This window comes from Sphingopyxis panaciterrulae (genome assembly GCF_014199295.1).
GTDB lineage: Bacteria > Pseudomonadota > Alphaproteobacteria > Sphingomonadales > Sphingomonadaceae > Sphingopyxis > Sphingopyxis panaciterrulae.
Genome location: NZ_JACIJH010000016.1, coordinates 19,576 through 36,097 on the forward strand (window position 1 = coordinate 19,576; position 16,522 = coordinate 36,097).

A 16,522-nucleotide genomic window follows, 5' to 3' on the forward strand; every position below is an offset into this window, starting at 1 on the left:
GGCAAACGGAGTGAGAACCCTACCACCACTTCTCCGCCCGTGCCGTGAAGCTGGCCCGCTCTTCAATGGCCAGCCCGGCGTTCAACACGCCCTGCTCGTCGAAGGCCTTGCCGATGATCTGCAAGCCCAGCGGCAGCTCTTCGCGATTCAGCGCCGCGGGGACCGACATGGCGGGCAGGCCCGCGAGGCTTGCGGGCACCGCGAACACGTCGTTCAGATACATGGCCAGCGGATCGGCGGTCTTTTCGCCGAGCCCGAACGCCGCCGACGGCGCGGTCGGCGCGAGGATCACGTCGCATGTCTCGAACGCCGCGGTGAAATCGCGCGAAATCAGCGCCCGCACCTTCTGCGCCTGCGTGTAATAGGCGTCGTAGAAGCCCGCCGACAGCACATAGGTGCCGATCATGATGCGGCGCTTGACCTCGGGTCCGAAGCCCTCGGCGCGCGTCGCAGCGTACATGTCCTGCAGCCCCGCGCCCTGCGGCAGGTCGCGGAGGCCATAACGCACGCCGTCATAGCGCGCGAGGTTCGACGAGGCTTCGGCGGGCGCGATGATATAATAGGCCGGCAGCGCATATTTGGTGTGCGGCAGGCTGATCTCGACGACCTCGGCCCCCGCATCCTTGAGCATCGCGATTCCCGCATCCCACATCGCGTCGATGTCGGGGTCGATGCCGTCGAGGCGATATTCCCTGGGAATGCCGACCTTCTTGCCCTTGAGATCGCCCGACAAAGCCGCTTCCCAATCGGGCACCGGCAGGTCGAGGCTCGTCGCGTCCTTGGCATCGAACCCCGCCATATTTTGCAGCATGATCGCGCAGTCGCGGACGTCACGCGCCATCGGCCCCGCCTGGTCGAGCGAACTGGCGAACGCCACGATGCCCCAGCGCGAGCAGCGGCCATAGGTCGGCTTGATCCCCGAAATGCCGGTGAAGGCCGCGGGCTGGCGGATCGAGCCGCCAGTGTCGGTCCCCGTCGCCGCGGGGCAGAGCCGCGCCGCGATCGCCGCCGAAGACCCGCCCGAGGACCCGCCGGGCGCGAGCGCGGCCCCCTCTTTAAGATTTGGGCCGCCGTCCTTGCGGCGCCAAGGCGAGATCACGTTGCCGAAATAGCTGGTCTCGTTCGACGACCCCATCGCGAACTGGTCGAGGTTCAGCTTCCCCAGCATCCCAGCGCCCGCGTCCCACAGTTTCTGCGAGACGGTCGATTCATAGCGCGGCACGAAGCCTTCGAGCATATGGCTCGCGGCGGTCGTCTGGACACCGTTGGTCGCGAACAGGTCCTTCATGCCGATCGGCACGCCCGACAGCGGCTTCAGCGTTCCGGCGGCGCGGTCGGCATCGGCCTGTTTCGCGGCGGCAAGCGCATGCTCGGGGGTCTCGACGATGAAGGCGTTGAGCGCCTTCGCGCCCGCGACATTGGCGTTGAACGCCTCGGCGACCTCGACGGCGCTGAAATCGCCCGCGCGGTGGCCGTCGCGGATCTGCGCGACGGTGAGATTGGTCAAATCAGTCATGCTAAAACCCGTTCGTGCTGAGCTTGTCGAAGCACCGTTCTTTCCTTGCTGGCGTCGAAGTAGGACAGTCCTTCGACAAGCTCAGGACGAACGGCTGAGAGGATAGCGTCAGCCATCATTCGATCACCTTGGGCACGCCGAAGAAGCCGTGCTGCGGCTCGGGCGCGTTCGCCAGCACATCGTCGCGGCGGTTGCCGCCGGTCAGCGGGTCGGCGTCGACGACATCGTCGCGCAACCGCAGCGTGTTGGGGATCACCGCGGTCATCGGCTCGACCCCGGTCACGTCGACCTCGCCGAGTTGCTCGACCCAGCCGAGGATACCGTTCAATTCGCCTTCCATCGCGGTGGCTTCCGCATCGCTGATCGCGATGCGCGCCAGCGACGCGATTTTCCTTACCGTTGCCTGATCGATTGCCATTGAGTCCTGCCTTTGCGGGAGAAGCTGCGCCGCTAGCACCGCGCCGCGACCGCATCAAGCGGGCGCACCCTATTCGAACGGTTCGCCCGCCGGCTTCCCATCGACGAAGAATTGCCGCTGCGTCACCGGCCGCACCTCGACCGTCGCGGTTGCGAGGTCGGCGGCCGAATCGCCGGGTTGTCGTGCGGGGCGCGTCGTCCGATAATCATCGGCCCAGTCGCCGCTTTTCGGATTATGCGCAAAGAAGCCGATGCCGGACACCTGCGAAACCAGCGCTACACGATCATCGGCCAGGACATAGGCGACGCACATCGCGGTGCGGCAGGCCCCACGCCGGTCGATCAGCGCGTAGACCTCGTCCGGGAGCGCCTTGTCCGCCGGCAACACGCGCACCCGGTCCCGAATCATCTTCGCAGCGAAGGCGGCTTCCTTCGCGTCGATGCCGTCGCCCGAATCGTGCAGATCCCAGCGATTCTTCGCCGCCAGTGCCCATTTCGCCAGATTCGCCCGCTCCGGCCGCGGCGACCGCGCCAGCTCGGCCAGCGCCTTGCGCCCGCTCGGCCCGAAATCGAAAGCCAGCGCCGCCCAGTCGAATTTCTCGACCTTCACCGCCCCGCTTTCCAGCCGCGCGAGCTGGTCGCGGGTCGAGATGGTGCCGAAATCGAGGACCGGCAACGCAAGGAAGGCCGCGAGCAGCATCAGGGCGATCGCAAGTCTTTGCTGAAGCGGGCGGAGCCGATCATCGAACGCCCCCCGCTCCTTCGCGACGGCCCACAGCCCGGCAAGACCGTACGCGAGCGCCACACCGACGGCGATCACGCCCCAGATGCGCTCGGGCGTCCAGCCATATTGCCCGATCCGCAGGCCCATCGACACCGCAGCGATGATCGCGAGCGGCAGCACTGCGACCGCCAGCACCGCCGCCGCGGCGCGCAGCACCCGGTTCGCCGAGCGATCTTCCGCCCCATTGCCGATCACCGCATTGGCGAGCAGCACCGCGAAGGCCGCGACCCCGAGCATCAGCCCGGCGGTCGAGAAGCCGGCATCCCACAGTTTCTGCAGCCCGGTGCCGAGCAGCGACAGCAGGAACAGCAGCAGCGCCGCCGCCAGCACCGGCGCGAGCACCGCGAGCACGATCATCACCAACCGCTGCAGCGTCGAAACCAGCCGGTCGCGCTCGCGCAGCAGGCCGACGCTGCCGCCGAACGCCGCTCCCGCGAGCATCCAGCCGAACCATTCGCCGCGCAGCAGATCGCGGATCAGCTCGATCCCGATCAGGTGGAACATCTCCCCGATCAGCGTGACGAGCAAGAAGGTCACGCCGACGAAGGCGAGGCCCGCGGCGCCGATCACCGCGTCGGTCCACGCATGGCTGTGCAGCCGCGCATAGGGCATCTGCCACAGCCGCCAGAACCGCGCGTCGGGCGCGACGTCGCGCCGCGTCTGGAACAGGGGCGTCGCGACGAGTACCGCAAGAATCCCCGACCAGAAGGGCCATTCGATCGGCGATCCATTGAGGTTGTAGCCCGCCGAATGCCAGACGATCAGCCCCATCACCGCGCCCCAGAGCAACGCAAAGCCCGCCGCCCAGTGCCAGCGGCGAAGCTCGACCCCGAGCACGAACACCACCGCCGAAATAGCGACGAAGGCCGCCAGCGCGTCGCGCCAGGCGACGTCCGGCGCATCGTAGGGCCGGTCGATCAAGAGGTGGAAGATCAGCCCGGCGACCACGCAGATCGCGGCCATGACCCACGGCCGCAGCGGCCAGGGCGCATCCATATCGTCGAGGCGGGCCGAGACGGGCCGGGGCGACTCGGGGGCGGGCGGAGTTGCGGGCGTGTCGGTCATGCCCCACATCTGGGCTTGTTTCGGGTGCATGCGCAAGCCAGATAGCGGGAGCGCGAAATCGACGCGCGATCCTTTCAGCCCGTTCGTGCTGAGCTTGTCGAAGCATCGTCCTTTCTTGCGACGCCCGAAGAAAAGAACGGCCCTTCGACAAGCTCAGGGCGAACGGATAAATAGCTCGACCCTCCTTTTCTCTCCCCCCGCATGGAGCCCCGCTTGGCCCGCAAATTCCTTTACCTCATCGCCGCGATCATCCTCCTCGTCCTCGGCGTCGGCATCGCCTATCAGCTCGCGCCCGGCTGGTTCGGCCGCGTCGCCTTCGTGCCATCGACCGAGTTCGAGCCGCAGGCGGCGATCGCGTCCAATGCCTATGACGATGCAAAGATGTGGCTCGCGCGCCCGGGGCTCGAGGGCGATCCGTCGGCGTGGCGGCCCCAACCAGCCGGTACGCCCGCACCGCCGGCCGACAGTGCCGAGGCGCAGTCGCACGATCAACTGATCCCGCCCGCCAACGCCGCGCAATCGGCCGAGGCCCCCGCGATCGAAAAGGGCGACGCCGCGATCTTCTTCGTCCACCCGACCAGCTATTACAGCAAGTCGAGCTGGAACGCCCCGCTCGACGACGCCGACGCCAATTATCGCGCCGACCTGTTCATGCGCGGCATGGCGAGCGCCTTTGCCGACGCGGGCGAGGTCTGGGCGCCGCGCTATCGCCAGGCGACGCTCGGCGCCTTCCTCGCCACCGACCGGGTCACCGCGGGCAAGGCGATCGACGCCGCCTATCGCGATGTCGAGCAGGCGTTCGACGCCTTCCTCGCCGCGCAGCCGAAGAACCGGCCGATCATCCTCGCCGGCCACAGCCAGGGCGCGCTGCATATCGAAACGCTCATCAAGAACCGCATCGCCGGCACCCCGCTCGCGAAGCGTATCGTCGCGGCCTATGTCGTCGGCTGGCCGATCAGCCGCGACACCGACCTCGCCGCACTCGACCTGCCCGCCTGCGAGACGCCCGAACAGGCCAACTGCATCCTGAGTTGGGCGAGCTTCGCCGAGCCCGCCGACACGTCGATGGTCACCGAGGCCTATGACGGCACGATCGGTTATGACGGCCGCCCGCGCCGCGAGACGCGGATGCTCTGCACCAATCCGATCACCGGCATTCCCGACACCGAGGCGCCGGCCGAGACCAATATCGGTACGCTGAAGCCCGAGGGCGGCTTCAAGGCGGGACAACTGGTCGCCGGCAAGGTGGGCGCGAAATGCGACGATGCGCGCGGTTTCCTGATGATCGGCGAAGCCGAGGCGGTGAAGCAATTCGCGCCCGGCTATGTCCTGCCGGGCAATAATTATCACGTCTTCGACATCACCCTCTTCTGGGCGAACGTCCGCGCCGACGTGCTGCGGCGGCTGGCGACCTTCGAAGGGAAGCCGTCGCCGGTCCCGCCGCCGGCAGCGCCGGTGGCGACGCCCGCGTCGGACGCCGCAACGCCCAAGTCCTGAGATCGTCATTGCGAGGAGCGAAGCGACGCGGCAATCTCCAGCCATCAGCCTTGCGCGCCGTTGCCCGCTGGAGATTGCTTCGCTTCGCTCGCAATGACGGCTAAGGGGCGAGGATGATCGCCACCGCCGCCCCCGATTTCGCCGCAGCGCTCCCCGATGGCGGCCGCCTTGCGGGACTCGACGTCGGCACCAAGACGATCGGCGTGGCGCTCTGCGACGCAGGGTGGAGCTTCGCGACCCCCGACAAGACAATCCTCCGCAGGAAATTCGCCGCCGATCTCGAAGCATTGCGCCAGCTCGTCACCGCGCAGTCCGTCGTCGGCCTCGTCGTTGGCCTGCCGCTCAACATGGACGGCAGCGACAGCCCACGGACCCAAAGCACCCGCGCTTTCGCCCGCAACCTCGCCCCCCTCGCCCTCCCCGTCCTGCTGTGGGACGAGCGCTGGTCGACCGCCGCGGTCGAGCGTGCGATGATCGCCGCCGACGTCAGCCGCGCCAAGCGTGCCGAACGCGTCGACAGCGCCGCGGCGGCCTTCATCCTGCAAGGCGCGATCGACGCGCTGGTGCGGTGATCGAACCCGGGCCCGAACGCGCAAGGCAAAGGCCGGTTTTAACCTTTTGCCCCTACGCGATCCGCAATGGCCGAATATATCCTCTACTGGCTGGTCGCCGCGAACATGATGGCGTTCGTCCAGATGGTTCTCGACAAGCGATATGCCGAGGCGGGCATGCGCCGCACGCCCGAATCCACCCTTCTCCTCTGGGCCTTCCTCGGCGGCGCCTTCGGCACCGTTCTCGCCGCGCGCATCGTCCGCCACAAGACGCGCAAGCAGCCCTTCGCGACCTGGATGCTGATCTGGCTCTGGACCGACATCATCCTGCTTGTCCTTTGGGCGCTCGGAATATTGGAGCCGCTCCTCGTCTCGACGCTTGCGAAAATCACCGCAGCCGCCTAGACGCTGCCCTTTAATGACAAACGCAACCACCCGACCCGCCAGCGACTATCCGCCCGGCGGCGATGCCTTTCGCCATCGCCATCTGACCGGCATCGCGCAGCTCACCCCGTGGGAAATTTCCTACATCCTCGATGCCGCCGAGCAGTGGGTCGACCTCAATCGTTCGGGCGCGGCCAAGCATGACGATGCGCTCGCCGGACTGACCATCATCAACGCCTTTTTCGAAAATTCGACCCGCACGCTCCTCTCCTTCGAGATCGCGGGCAAGCGGCTCGGCGCCGACGTCGTCAACATGCACGCCGCGCAGTCGAGCGTGAAGAAGGGCGAAACGCTGATCGACACCGCGATGACGCTGAACGCGATGCGCGCCGACGCGATCGTCATCCGCCATTCGGCCTCGGGCGCGGTGCAACTCATCGCCGACAAGGTCGACTGCCCCGTGCTCAACGCGGGCGACGGCCGTCACGAGCATCCGACTCAGGCGCTGCTCGACGCGCTGACCATCCGCCGCCGCCTCGGCAAGGTCGAAGGCCTCACCATCGCGATCTGCGGCGACGTGCTCCACAGCCGTGTCGCGCGCTCGAACATCCTCGCGCTGACCCTGCTCGGCAACGAGGTGCGCGTCGTCGCGCCGCCGACCCTGATCCCGCCCGCGATGGAGCGGATGCACGTGGCGACCTTCACCGACATGGACGAGGGGATCGCGGGTGCCGACGTCGTGATGATGCTCCGCCTCCAGAACGAACGGATGGACGGCGCCTACCTCCCCTCGGCGCGCGAATATCACGCGCTCTACGGTCTCACGCCGCAGCGGCTCGAAAAGGCCAAACCCGATGCCATCGTCATGCACCCCGGTCCGATGAACCGCGGGGTGGAGATCGACAGCAGCGTCGCCGACGACCCGGCGCGTTCGACGATCACCGAACAGGTCGAAATGGGGGTCGCGGTGCGCATGGCGTGCCTCGACATCCTGACCCGCCGGACGCGGAAGGTGCCGGGATGGAACTGAAACCCCTGCTGATCGAGAATACCCGCCTGCTCGGCGGCGAGACGGGCCGCCTGCTCGCCGTGGACGGCCGCATCGCGGCGCTGAACCCCGCCGAGGCGCCCGAGGGCGCAGAGCGGATTGATGCGAAGGGCCAGTGGCTCGCCCCGGGCATCATCGACCTCGGCGTCTTCGCGACCGACAAGCCCGCTTTCCATTTCGGCGGCATCACGCGCGCCGCGCTGATGCCCGACGGCGGTCCTCTCGACAACCCCGGTCTCGTCGAGAGGGCGGCGAAGGGCGGCAAGCCAGGCCTGTGGGTCCACCCGCTCGCCGCCGCGACAAAGGGGCTGGAGGGCCGCGAACTGGCCGAGATCGGGCTGATGAAAGGCGCGGGCGCGCGCGCCGTCGCGACCGGGCGGGCGCGGATCGCCGACGCGGGCGTGATGCGCCGCGTGCTGGCCTATGCGGCGTCGCTCGGTCTGACCGTCATCGCGCACGCTGAGGACGAAGGACTGACCCACGGCGCGGTCGCGACCGACGGCGAAATGGCGACGCGGCTCGGCCTGTCCTCCGCCCCCGCGATCGCCGAGGCGATGGCGGTCGCGCGCGACCTTTGCCTGGTCGAGGAAACCGGCGCGGCGCTGCATTTTCGCCAGCTCACGACGGCGCGCGCGCTCGGTCTGGTCCGCGAGGCCAAGGCCAGAGGCTTTCCCGTCACCTGCGGCATCACGCCGGCGCACCTGTTCCTCTCCGACACCGCAATCGGCGATTTCCGTACGTTCGCGCGCCTGTCGCCGCCGCTCCGGTCGGAGGACGACCGCCACGCCTGCCTCGCCGCTGTCGCCGACGGGACGATCGACGTCCTCGCCTCGGGCCACGACCCACGCGGGCCGGAGGACAAGCGCCTGCCCTTCGCCGAGGCGCTGCCGGGCATGGCGGGGGCCGAGACCCTGCTTGCGATGGGGTTGCAGCTCGTCCGCGACGGACATGTGACGGCGGCGCGCCTCTTCGACCTGCTCGCCGCCAATCCGGCCAGGCTGCTCGGTCTCGACGCGGGCAGGCTCGCTGTGGGGCTGGAGGCCGACCTGATCCTGATCGACGAGGGAACGCCGTGGCAGGTCGATGCGAAGAAGATGGCGGCATGGGCGGGCAACACGCCCTTCGACGGCATGCCGGTGCAGGGCCGCGCGACGATGCTGTGGAAGGGCGGCCAGCGGATTCGCTAGAGCGGCGAGCTATAACCCTTTCTTCCGTTCGTGCTGAGCTTGTCGAAGCACCGTCCTTCTTCTTGCGGCACCTGAAGAAAGAACGGCCCTTCGACAAGCTCAGAGCCCGCCCCCGCGAAGGCGGGGGGCGAACGGTTCAGATTTGATGCATGATGCTATAGAGCGGGACATCTTCGCCCGTTCGTGTCTCGACTTCGCTCGACACGAACGGACACAGGGGGCCGCTTCAAGCCATCCCGCGCTTGCGCACCGCTACGACCGTAAAATCTTCTCCATCGCCCTCCCCTTGGCGAGTTCGTCGATCATCTTGTCGAGGATGCGGATTTCGCGCATCAGCGGGTCATCGATCGTCTCCACCCGGACGCCGCAGACCACGCCGGTCACCGCCGAACGAGCCGGGTTGAGCGCTGGCGCCTGCGCAAAGAAATCCTCGAAATTCGTGCCTTTCGCCAGCGCGGCATCGAGCGACGCCTGGCTGTGGCCGGTCAGCCAACACATGATCTCGTCGACCTCCGCCTTCGTGCGACCCTTCTTCTCCGCCTTGACAACATAGTGGGGATAGACGCTCGCGACGGCGATCGAATAGATGCGATGCCTCGTCATGCTCCCTCTCCTTACCGCCCCCCGGCAGACAGTCGCGCGCGCAACGGCTGGAGTTCACGCGGCGGCAACGGCGACAGGCCGGATGCGGGCTTGCCTTCGCGCAGGCGCTTGCGGTCCTTTTCCGATGGCTCGACGCGGCGCACACGCACCGGCGCGATGCCCTTGGCGCGAATGCCGAGTTCCTCGGCTGCGCCCTTCGACAGGTCGAGGATGCGCCCGCCGCCCGCGAAGGGACCGCGGTCGTTGACGCGCACGATGATCCGGCGTCCGGTATCGAGCGCCGTCACCTCGACATAGGTGGGCAGCGGCAGCGTCCGGTGCGCGGCGGTGATCCAGCCGGGACGGAATTTCTCGCCATTGGCGGTCTGGTTCCCCGACTCGCTACCATACCAGCTCGCATAGCCGAGCGCGTCATAGGCGGGCGCGGCGGCGGGGACATAGGTGGCGCCGCGAACGGTGTACGGTTTGCCGATCCGCACCGGCGTATCGCGAACCGGCCGGAAATCGCCGCCGCCGGCGCAGGCCGATAGCAGCAGCGCCATCGCCGCGACGCCTGCCGTCCGGATTGTCGGAACCCCCTGCATGGGCGGACCCTAAATCGTCAGGGCGCCGGCCGGAAGCCCCGTTCGTCGCAAAAAGGAGGGGGCGCGGCGAAGGTTTCAGCGCGAGGCGAACTGCACCGGCTTGGGCGCGGCGGCCCAACGGATCGCTTCGCTGCCGCCCATTTCGCGAACGAAGCAGCGCTGGCCGGCCGCCTTGAGCTCGCCGCACAGCTTCATCGCGTCGGCGCGGCTCTTCAGGCCGTTGGCGGTCAGGCGATAGAAGGTGCGACCGTTCACCGTCGCGGCGTGGCTCGACGCCGGAAAGGCGGCGAGGACGTCGTTGCGGGTCTTGAGCACGCCCCATTTTTCCTTGGCGATCGCCAGGCTGTCATAGGCGCCGAGTTGCACCGCCCAGCCGCTCGGCCGCGCCGAATCGAAGCGTTGCGGAACCAGGTGCCGGACGAGTTCGGTCGCCTCGCGCTGCGCGGGACGGGTGGCTTCGCTGGCAACGCGCGGCGCATGACGATAGCTTGCGGCGTCGGCCTTGATCAGCGGCGCGGGCGCCGGAGACGGCAGCTCCGTCACCGGGACGACGCCATTGGCATTGCGCTGAGGCATCGGCAGTTCGACGGTGCGGATCATGCTGTCGGCGCTCGCGAGCACCGGCGGCGGCGGCGCGAAGCTTTCGACCGGCGCCGGATCGGCGCTGGCGGTCCGCACCGGCGCAGCGACCGCGGCCATCTGCGTGTCGGCCGGGAAATTGGCCAGCGCGAGACGGATCGGCATGCCGGCGTCGGTCTGCGCCTCGGTGCCGATCAGGCTGGCGACGCGGATCTGCTGGTTCGGCTGTTCGGCAAGCTTCGACCATTCGGCCATGCGGCCTTCGAGCTTGTCGAGCGGCAAATCCTGCGACGCGACGATACGCGCCTGCGCCCAGCGGCCCGAGAGAGCGAGCGCGAGCGCCAGATTCTGCCGCGTGCGGGCGTCGGCGCCCTTCTGGCGCGCCGCGCCGGTCAGGATATAGATCGCCGCTTCGCTGTCGCCCGACAGCGCGAGCGCCAACCCGGCGTCGGAGGCCGGAACGACTTCGCGATAGTCGTGGAGCAACGCCAGCGCCTCGCTCTTCTGCCCCTGCGCGATATGCGCGAGGGTCAGCGCGATGACCGTGTTGCTGTCCTTCACGCCCAAATCCATCGCCTCACCGAGCGCGGCGGTAGCGGAAGCGAAGCGGCCGTCGTTCAGATAGGCCTGGCCGAGCAATGCGCGATAGCTGCCATCGCGCGGGCTCGCCGCAACGGCCTGTTCGGCGAGGCGCACCGCCTTGCTGACCTTGCCCGCTTCGAGCGCATCGCGCGCGTCATGGGCCGATTTGGCGGCGGTCTGCGGCTTGCCGAGATAGTCGGACGGCGCGTTCGCCATCTTGTTCATGCTGCAGCCGGTCATGGTGACGCCGATGACGAAACCCGAAACGGCCAGCTTGCCGAGCAGCGTGCGGTTCATTGTCGGTCCCCCCTCTTGAAAACTCAGCTTGCCCGCCGCGCGGGACGCGCCGCCGGCAGGCGGCTCGCCATCGCGTCGATTTCGGGCAGCGAGGCCAGATAGTCGTCGAGCAATTCGGTCAGGATCGTCTGCGCCGACCGCGCCGTCACCGCGCTCGCAAGGCGGAGGCGCAGATGGCGTTCGGCATCGAGGCGCAGGGTGAAGGCCGCCTTGTCGCGGGCGCGCTGGCCTCGCGGCGCCTTTGCCCTGGGCTTGGGGCGCGCTTCGACCGCACGCGCCACCGCAGCGACGCGGTCGGCGAGATCTTCCTGCTGGCGCACGACTTCGGGCACCTCGGCCTCGAAGCTGTCTGCTTCGTCGACCGGAACGAGCGTTTCGGCCGCGGGCTCGACTGCGCTGTCCTCGACCGCCTGCTCGGCCTCGACATTGTGCGCGAGCACCGATCCGGTGAGCAGCGGCTTCAGGTCGACCATGTGCGCCGGCTCGCCCGACGGATCGGGATCGACGTCATAGCCCATGTCGTTCCAGCCGAGATCGTCATAGCCGGTGCCGACGAGCGGTCCGGGACCGCTGCCGAGCGGCTGGCGGCGCATGGCGGGCCGCGCCGCGCCCTTGCGGGCAAGCAGGCCAGCGCTCAGCGATGCGAGAGGTTTGGGTTCGCCCATGATACTACCCTCCCCCTTCACTGACCGGCGATACGGCGGCCGAAGCCTCCGCCCATCGGACGAACGGCGCCGTAATTGCCCTGGGTGGGGATCGGCGCGGCGAAGATCGTGCGGCGGAAATTCTTTTCGAGCCGGTCGTTCATATAGGTCCAGAGTTGCCGGATCTCGTCGGCCGAGCGGCCGTTCGGGTCGACCTCCATCACCGTGCGGCCGTCGATCATCGATGCGGCATAATCGGTCCGGTGGTGCAGCGTGACCGGCGCCACGGTGCCGTGCTGCGACAGCGCGACCGCGGCCTCGCTGGTGATCTTCGCCTTGGGGGTAGCGGCGTTGACGACGAAGACGAGCGGCTTGCCGGCGCGCTCGCACAGGTCGACGGTCGCGCCGACGGCGCGCAGGTCGTGCGGGCTGGGACGCGTCGGGACAACGATCAGTTCGGCGACGCCGATCACGCTCTGGATCGCCATGGTGATCGCCGGCGGGGTGTCGATCACCGCGAGCTTGAAGCCCTGCTGGCGCAGGATTTCGAGGTCGGAGGCGAGCCGCGCGACGGTGGTCTGGGCGAACGCCGGCAGGTCGGTTTCGCGCTCGTTCCACCAGTCGGCGAGCGAACCCTGCGGGTCGATGTCGATGAGGACGACCGGGCCGGCGCCCGAAAGCTGGGCTTGAACGGCCAGATGGCCCGACAAGGTCGTCTTGCCCGACCCGCCTTTCTGTGAAGCCAATGCCAAAACGCGCACGACGGTCCCCCTCGGAAAATCCACTATCGGGCGTCGAAATGGCACGGGGGGCGCTAAAATTGGGTTAACGATGACAAAATGACGGTGAACGCTTCGTTCCCGAACAGGGTTAATATGGCGCTGATGCACTTCTGTGCCAGATCGGATCAAAAGCGGCTTTTCCGCGTTTCTCGCTAACGGGGTGTTAGCCATTTCGGGTTAGGCGCTGCCCGGGGACTGGTCGCTCGCCGGGGCGACATCAGGTCATTGGAGAGAGTTTCGATGCGATCCATCCGTATAGCCGCCCTGCTGGCGCTGCCGCTCGCCGCGGCGACGCTGGCCGCCGCGCCCGCCCATGCCGACGTGAAGTCGGGAGTCGAGGCGTGGCAGCGCGGCGACTATCAGGCGGCCGTCGCCGAATGGCGCCCGCTCGCCATCGCCGGCGACGCCGATGCGCAGTTCAACCTCGGTCAGGCGTACAAGCTGGGCCGCGGCGTCCCGAGCGATCTCGGCCAGGCCGAAGCCTGGTATCGCCGCGCAGCAAAGCAGGGCCATCTGCAGGCCGAGGACAATCTGGGCCTCGTCCTGTTCACGGCCGGCCGCCGGCAGGAGGCCATGCCCTATATCGAGCATTCGGCCGCACGCGGCGAACCGCGAGCGCAATATGTCCTCGGCACCGCGCATTTCAACGGCGACCTGGCCGAAGAGGACTGGCCGCTTGCCTATGCGCTGACCAAGCGGGCCAGCGATGCCGGTCTGCAACTCGCCTCGGCGCGGCTCGCGCAGCTCGACCAGCTCATCCCGCTCGAACAGCGGCAGCGCGGACTCGCCATGCTGCCCGCGATGGAAAAGAGCGAGACGCAGACGCGGCTCTCGGCGGTGAGCGCCGGCGCGCCGACGGCGCCCGCCAAGCCGAAACCCTCGCCGATCCAGACCGCCAGCCTGCCAGCCTCGGTCCCGGCCGCAACCTATGCGCCGCCGCCGGTGATCGTGCCGACGCCGGCTCCGGCGCCCGCACCTGCCGCGCCGGTTCCGGCTCCCGCCGCACCGCCCAAGGCGCTGCCCTCACCCGCCGCTCAGCAGGCGGCCGCTGCAGCAGCCGAAGCGACCGCCGCCGCCGATACCGCGGTGGCCGTCGCGGCCGAACCGGTTGCCGAGGTGCCGGCGCAGCCGGTGACGCCCGGCACCAGCTATGCCCCGCCGCCCGAAAGCGGCCCGCTGCCGCCCAAGGCTGCCCCCGTCGCGCCGCGCCCGGCCAAACCGGTTCCGGCGCCCGCCCCCGCGGCGCCCGTGGTGCACGCCGGCGCCGCGCCGATGCCCTCGACGCCCGCCGCCGCCAGCCCGTGGCGCGCGCAGCTCGGCGCCTTCGCAGTCGACGGCAATGCCCGCAAGCTGTGGAAGAGCCTCGAAAAGAAATATCCGAAGCTCGCGGCACGCCAGCCCTATCTGGTCAAGAGCGCCAAACTCACCCGCCTTCAGGCCGGCGGCTTCGCCAGCAAGGCCGAGGCGCAAAGTTTTTGCGCGACGATGAAGCAGGGCGGGCAGTCCTGCCTGGTGATCGACCGCTAAACCCTATTCCGATCCCGCGGCGACGAAGCGCGCGCCGGCGCGGTCCTTCACCGTCGTCGCGGGATCGAACAGCAGGCCATTCATCGCGATATAGACACCCGCGGGCAGCGTCTGAACCGCCGCAAGCGCGAAGCCGACGTTGAATTCGGCGTCGCTGGCGCGCACCGACGCAGGCTGCATCGCCCCGGTTATCACGATCGTCTTGCCCGGGATCGCGGCGAGCAGGCGCCCGGTGACGACCATCGTGTCGGTGCCGTGGGTGACCAGGATGCGCGCCGCATCGCTCGCCGCCACCGCAGCGCGGATCGCCTCGCGGTCGGCATCGTCGAGCTCGAGGCTGTCCTTGCGCATCAACTGGGTGACGCGGTGCGGGACGTGGACATTGTTCTCGCGCAGCATGTCGGGGATCGCCGCGGGGCCGATCTGGAACTCCGACAGGGCGTCGAAATAGACCTTGTCGATCGTTCCGCCGGTGGTGAAGATGTCGATCATGGAATGAACCTTCCGGGTTTTCGCTTCGTCATTGCGAGCGAAGCGAAGCAATCCAGAGCGAGTCAGCGCCTGCTCTGGATTGCCGCGTCGCTTCGCTCCTCGCAATGACGAACAATATCAGGCCAAAGCCTCGGCGATCAGCCGCCGCGTGTTGGTGATCCCGAACAGCGCGATGAAGCTGCCCATGCGCGGGCCCGCGCTCGATCCGAGCAGGGTCTCGTAGAGCGCCTTGAACCAATCGCGAAGATTTTCAAAGCCATAAGCTTCGTTCTTGCCAATCTCATACACGATATTCTGGATATCGTCGGCCGAGGCGTCGACGGGGAGCGCCGCGAGCTTGTCGTCGAGGTCGCGCAGGGCCGCGCCCTCGCCGCCCTGCGGCTTGCGGCGCTGCAAGGTTGGCGCGACGAAGTCGCGGTTATACGCCATCGCATTGTCGATCAGACGATCGAGCTCGGGATAGCTGTCGGCATTCGCGCCCGCGACATATTGGCCGAGGTAGCGCCAGATCTGATCCTTCGACGCGTCGGCGCCCATCACCCCGACGAGGTTGAGGAGGAGGCCGAAGGTGACCGGCAGCACCGCTTCCGGCATATCCTCGCCGCGCGCGACATGGACATGATGCACGGGATTGCCGAGCTTCTTGTCGGCTTCCTGCGCCGGATAATTGCCGCGCATCTGCAGATATTCGTCGACCGCTTTCGGGATCACCCCGATGTGGAGCTGCTTCGCCGACTTGGGTTCGCGATAGATGTAGAAGGCGAGGCTTTCCTCGCTGCCATAGTCGAGCCATTGTTCGAGGCTGAGGCCATTGCCCTTCGACTTCGAGATCTTCTCGCCCTTTTCGTCGAGGAACATCTCATAGATCAGCCCCTCGGGCTTGCGCCCGCCGAGTGCCTTCGCGATCTTGCCCGACTGGATGCCGCTGTCGGTCAGGTCCTTGCCATACATTTCATAGTCGACGCCGAGCGCGACCCAGCGCATCGCCCAGTCGACCTTCCATTGCAGCTTGGCACCACCCGACAGGATATTGTGGGTGATCGTCTCGCCCTCGTCCTCGAACGACACGATCCCGGCGTCGGCGTCGACGACGGTCACCGGCACCTGGAGCACGATACCCGACTTCGGGCTGACCGGCAGCACCGGTGAATAGGTCGCCGCGCGCTCGGCTCGCAGCGTCGGCAGCATGATGTCGAGAATATCCTGATTGTGACGCAGGACATTCTTCAGCGCATCGTCGAAGGCGCCCGCCTTGTAGCGCTCGGTCGAGCTGACGAATTCATATTCGAATCCGAAGCGGTCGAGGAATTCGCGCAGCATCGCATTATTGTGATGCGCGAAACTTTCATATTTGCCGAACGGATCGGGGATGGCGGTCAGCGGCTTGCCCAGATGTTCGCGCAGCATGTCGCCGTTCGGCACATTGTCGGGCACCTTGCGCAATCCGTCCATATCGTCACTGAACGCGACGAGCCGCGTGGACGCGCCGCCGGTGATCGCCTCATAGGCGCGGCGCACCATCGTCGTGCGCAGCACTTCGTTGAAGGTGCCGATATGCGGCAGGCCCGAGGGACCATAGCCGGTCTCAAACAGCATCGCCTCGCCGCCCGGCTTGCCGTCGGGATAGCGTTTGACCAGCTTGCGCGCTTCCTCGAACGGCCAGGCCTTGGAGGTTTGCGCGGGTTCGCGCAGCGATGGATGAAGATGCAAGTCGGTCATGGCGCGCCCATAGCGGCAAGAAGGCCCAATGGGAAGAAGGGCGGAATTCCGCGCGACTTTATGATAAGGTCCGCTGTCGTGAGCCGTGACGCAGTTTGAAAGCAGGAGCGTGATTTACCTTCTTCGTCACCCCGGACTTGATCCGGGGTGACGAGACAGGGAATTGCGCCTTCCGGATCCAGACTGCGCCACCACCACAGCGCGATGACGTCGCCGCCGATAATCGCCCCATGCGGCGTGACGACGGAGGCCAGCCATCATCGT

The 16,522-nt window shown here is 67.6% G+C and carries 16 protein-coding genes; 6 read left to right on the forward strand and 10 right to left on the reverse strand.

From position 1 onward, the window contains the following. Nucleotides 1–19 precede the first annotated feature (19 nt). The 3 genes from gatA to FHR21_RS17890 form a co-directional block, all read right to left on the reverse strand. On the reverse strand, nt 20–1,516 hold the full coding sequence (gene gatA, locus FHR21_RS17880) for an Asp-tRNA(Asn)/Glu-tRNA(Gln) amidotransferase subunit GatA (RefSeq protein ID WP_184100810.1): 1,497 nt from the start codon (nt 1,514–1,516) through the stop codon (nt 20–22). 115 nt (nt 1,517–1,631) lie between these two features. Beyond that, complete coding sequence (gatC, locus tag FHR21_RS17885; RefSeq protein WP_184100812.1) at nt 1,632–1,934, reverse strand: Asp-tRNA(Asn)/Glu-tRNA(Gln) amidotransferase subunit GatC; 303 nt, start codon at nt 1,932–1,934, stop codon at nt 1,632–1,634. A 69-nt stretch (nt 1,935–2,003) separates the two neighbouring features. Beyond that, the gene (locus tag FHR21_RS17890) at nt 2,004–3,782 is read right to left on the reverse strand and encodes a DUF4153 domain-containing protein (RefSeq protein ID WP_246427318.1); all 1,779 of its coding nucleotides are present in this window, start codon (nt 3,780–3,782) and stop codon (nt 2,004–2,006) included. Nucleotides 3,783–3,995: 213 nt separating this feature from the next. Between FHR21_RS17890 and FHR21_RS17895 the strand changes: the two genes are divergently transcribed. From FHR21_RS17895 to FHR21_RS17915, 5 genes are all read left to right on the forward strand, one after another. Beyond that, nucleotides 3,996–5,279, forward strand: coding sequence for a DUF3089 domain-containing protein (locus tag FHR21_RS17895; RefSeq protein WP_184100814.1), 1,284 nt, complete (start codon nt 3,996–3,998; stop codon nt 5,277–5,279). A 113-nt stretch (nt 5,280–5,392) separates the two neighbouring features. After that, nucleotides 5,393–5,851, forward strand: coding sequence for a Holliday junction resolvase RuvX (ruvX, locus tag FHR21_RS17900; RefSeq protein WP_184100816.1), 459 nt, complete (start codon nt 5,393–5,395; stop codon nt 5,849–5,851). Nucleotides 5,852–5,917: 66 nt separating this feature from the next. Next, on the forward strand, nt 5,918–6,235 hold the full coding sequence (locus tag FHR21_RS17905; RefSeq protein ID WP_221235247.1) for a DUF1294 domain-containing protein: 318 nt from the start codon (nt 5,918–5,920) through the stop codon (nt 6,233–6,235). Between the two features lie 13 nt (nt 6,236–6,248). Continuing rightward, nucleotides 6,249–7,244 (forward strand): aspartate carbamoyltransferase catalytic subunit, encoded by a 996-nt coding sequence (locus FHR21_RS17910; protein WP_184100818.1) that lies wholly within the window; start codon nt 6,249–6,251, stop codon nt 7,242–7,244. Continuing rightward, the gene (locus tag FHR21_RS17915) at nt 7,235–8,449 is read left to right on the forward strand and encodes a dihydroorotase (protein WP_184100820.1); all 1,215 of its coding nucleotides are present in this window, start codon (nt 7,235–7,237) and stop codon (nt 8,447–8,449) included. The genes FHR21_RS17910 and FHR21_RS17915 overlap by 10 nt, the downstream gene beginning before the upstream one ends. A gap of 252 nt (nt 8,450–8,701) precedes the next feature. On the opposite strand, the gene FHR21_RS17920 is transcribed toward FHR21_RS17915, so the two are convergent. The 5 genes from FHR21_RS17920 to FHR21_RS17940 all read right to left on the reverse strand — a co-directional run bounded on the left by FHR21_RS17920 (nt 8,702) and on the right by FHR21_RS17940 (nt 12,499). Further along, nucleotides 8,702–9,052, reverse strand: coding sequence for a DUF2200 domain-containing protein (locus tag FHR21_RS17920; RefSeq protein ID WP_184100822.1), 351 nt, complete (start codon nt 9,050–9,052; stop codon nt 8,702–8,704). Nucleotides 9,053–9,063: 11 nt separating this feature from the next. Then, nucleotides 9,064–9,636, reverse strand: a complete 573-nt coding sequence (locus FHR21_RS17925; RefSeq protein ID WP_184100824.1) for a septal ring lytic transglycosylase RlpA family protein — start codon at nt 9,634–9,636, stop codon at nt 9,064–9,066. A 75-nt stretch (nt 9,637–9,711) separates the two neighbouring features. Further along, nucleotides 9,712–11,094 (reverse strand): SPOR domain-containing protein, encoded by a 1,383-nt coding sequence (locus FHR21_RS17930; RefSeq protein WP_184100826.1) that lies wholly within the window; start codon nt 11,092–11,094, stop codon nt 9,712–9,714. 23 nt (nt 11,095–11,117) lie between these two features. After that, nucleotides 11,118–11,759: a hypothetical protein gene (locus FHR21_RS17935; protein WP_184100828.1), complete on the reverse strand. Its 642-nt coding sequence runs from the start codon at nt 11,757–11,759 to the stop codon at nt 11,118–11,120. Between the two features lie 17 nt (nt 11,760–11,776). Further along, nucleotides 11,777–12,499, reverse strand: a complete 723-nt coding sequence (locus FHR21_RS17940) for an AAA family ATPase (RefSeq protein ID WP_184100830.1) — start codon at nt 12,497–12,499, stop codon at nt 11,777–11,779. 261 nt (nt 12,500–12,760) lie between these two features. Between FHR21_RS17940 and FHR21_RS17945 the strand changes: the two genes are divergently transcribed. Further along, nucleotides 12,761–14,047 carry an SPOR domain-containing protein gene (locus FHR21_RS17945; RefSeq protein WP_184100832.1) on the forward strand — a complete coding sequence of 429 codons (1,287 nt, stop codon included), beginning with the start codon at nt 12,761–12,763 and terminating at the stop codon, nt 14,045–14,047. 3 nt (nt 14,048–14,050) lie between these two features. On the opposite strand, the gene FHR21_RS17950 is transcribed toward FHR21_RS17945, so the two are convergent. Together FHR21_RS17950 and FHR21_RS17955 are read right to left on the reverse strand one after the other, a co-directional pair. Then, on the reverse strand, nt 14,051–14,539 hold the full coding sequence (locus FHR21_RS17950; protein WP_184100834.1) for an asparaginase domain-containing protein: 489 nt from the start codon (nt 14,537–14,539) through the stop codon (nt 14,051–14,053). Between the two features lie 117 nt (nt 14,540–14,656). Next, nucleotides 14,657–16,258 (reverse strand): lysine--tRNA ligase, encoded by a 1,602-nt coding sequence (locus FHR21_RS17955; RefSeq protein WP_184100836.1) that lies wholly within the window; start codon nt 16,256–16,258, stop codon nt 14,657–14,659. Between the last annotated feature and the right edge of the window lie 264 nt (nt 16,259–16,522).

Coding starts and splice junctions, on each gene's coding strand:
- FHR21_RS17920 (WP_184100822.1), bottom strand. CDS start 9,052: ATGACGAGGCATCGCATCTATTCGATCGCCGTCGCGAGCGTCTATCCC.
- FHR21_RS17915 (WP_184100820.1), top strand. CDS start 7,235: ATGGAACTGAAACCCCTGCTGATCGAGAATACCCGCCTGCTCGGCGGC.
- ruvX (WP_184100816.1), top strand. CDS start 5,393: ATGATCGCCACCGCCGCCCCCGATTTCGCCGCAGCGCTCCCCGATGGC.
- FHR21_RS17950 (WP_184100834.1), bottom strand. CDS start 14,539: ATGATCGACATCTTCACCACCGGCGGAACGATCGACAAGGTCTATTTC.
- gatA (WP_184100810.1), bottom strand. CDS start 1,516: ATGACTGATTTGACCAATCTCACCGTCGCGCAGATCCGCGACGGCCAC.
- FHR21_RS17935 (WP_184100828.1), bottom strand. CDS start 11,759: ATGGGCGAACCCAAACCTCTCGCATCGCTGAGCGCTGGCCTGCTTGCC.
- gatC (WP_184100812.1), bottom strand. CDS start 1,934: ATGGCAATCGATCAGGCAACGGTAAGGAAAATCGCGTCGCTGGCGCGC.
- FHR21_RS17925 (WP_184100824.1), bottom strand. CDS start 9,636: ATGCAGGGGGTTCCGACAATCCGGACGGCAGGCGTCGCGGCGATGGCG.
- FHR21_RS17910 (WP_184100818.1), top strand. CDS start 6,249: ATGACAAACGCAACCACCCGACCCGCCAGCGACTATCCGCCCGGCGGC.
- FHR21_RS17945 (WP_184100832.1), top strand. CDS start 12,761: ATGCGATCCATCCGTATAGCCGCCCTGCTGGCGCTGCCGCTCGCCGCG.
- FHR21_RS17930 (WP_184100826.1), bottom strand. CDS start 11,094: ATGAACCGCACGCTGCTCGGCAAGCTGGCCGTTTCGGGTTTCGTCATC.
- FHR21_RS17955 (WP_184100836.1), bottom strand. CDS start 16,258: ATGACCGACTTGCATCTTCATCCATCGCTGCGCGAACCCGCGCAAACC.
- FHR21_RS17890 (WP_246427318.1), bottom strand. CDS start 3,782: ATGACCGACACGCCCGCAACTCCGCCCGCCCCCGAGTCGCCCCGGCCC.
- FHR21_RS17905 (WP_221235247.1), top strand. CDS start 5,918: ATGGCCGAATATATCCTCTACTGGCTGGTCGCCGCGAACATGATGGCG.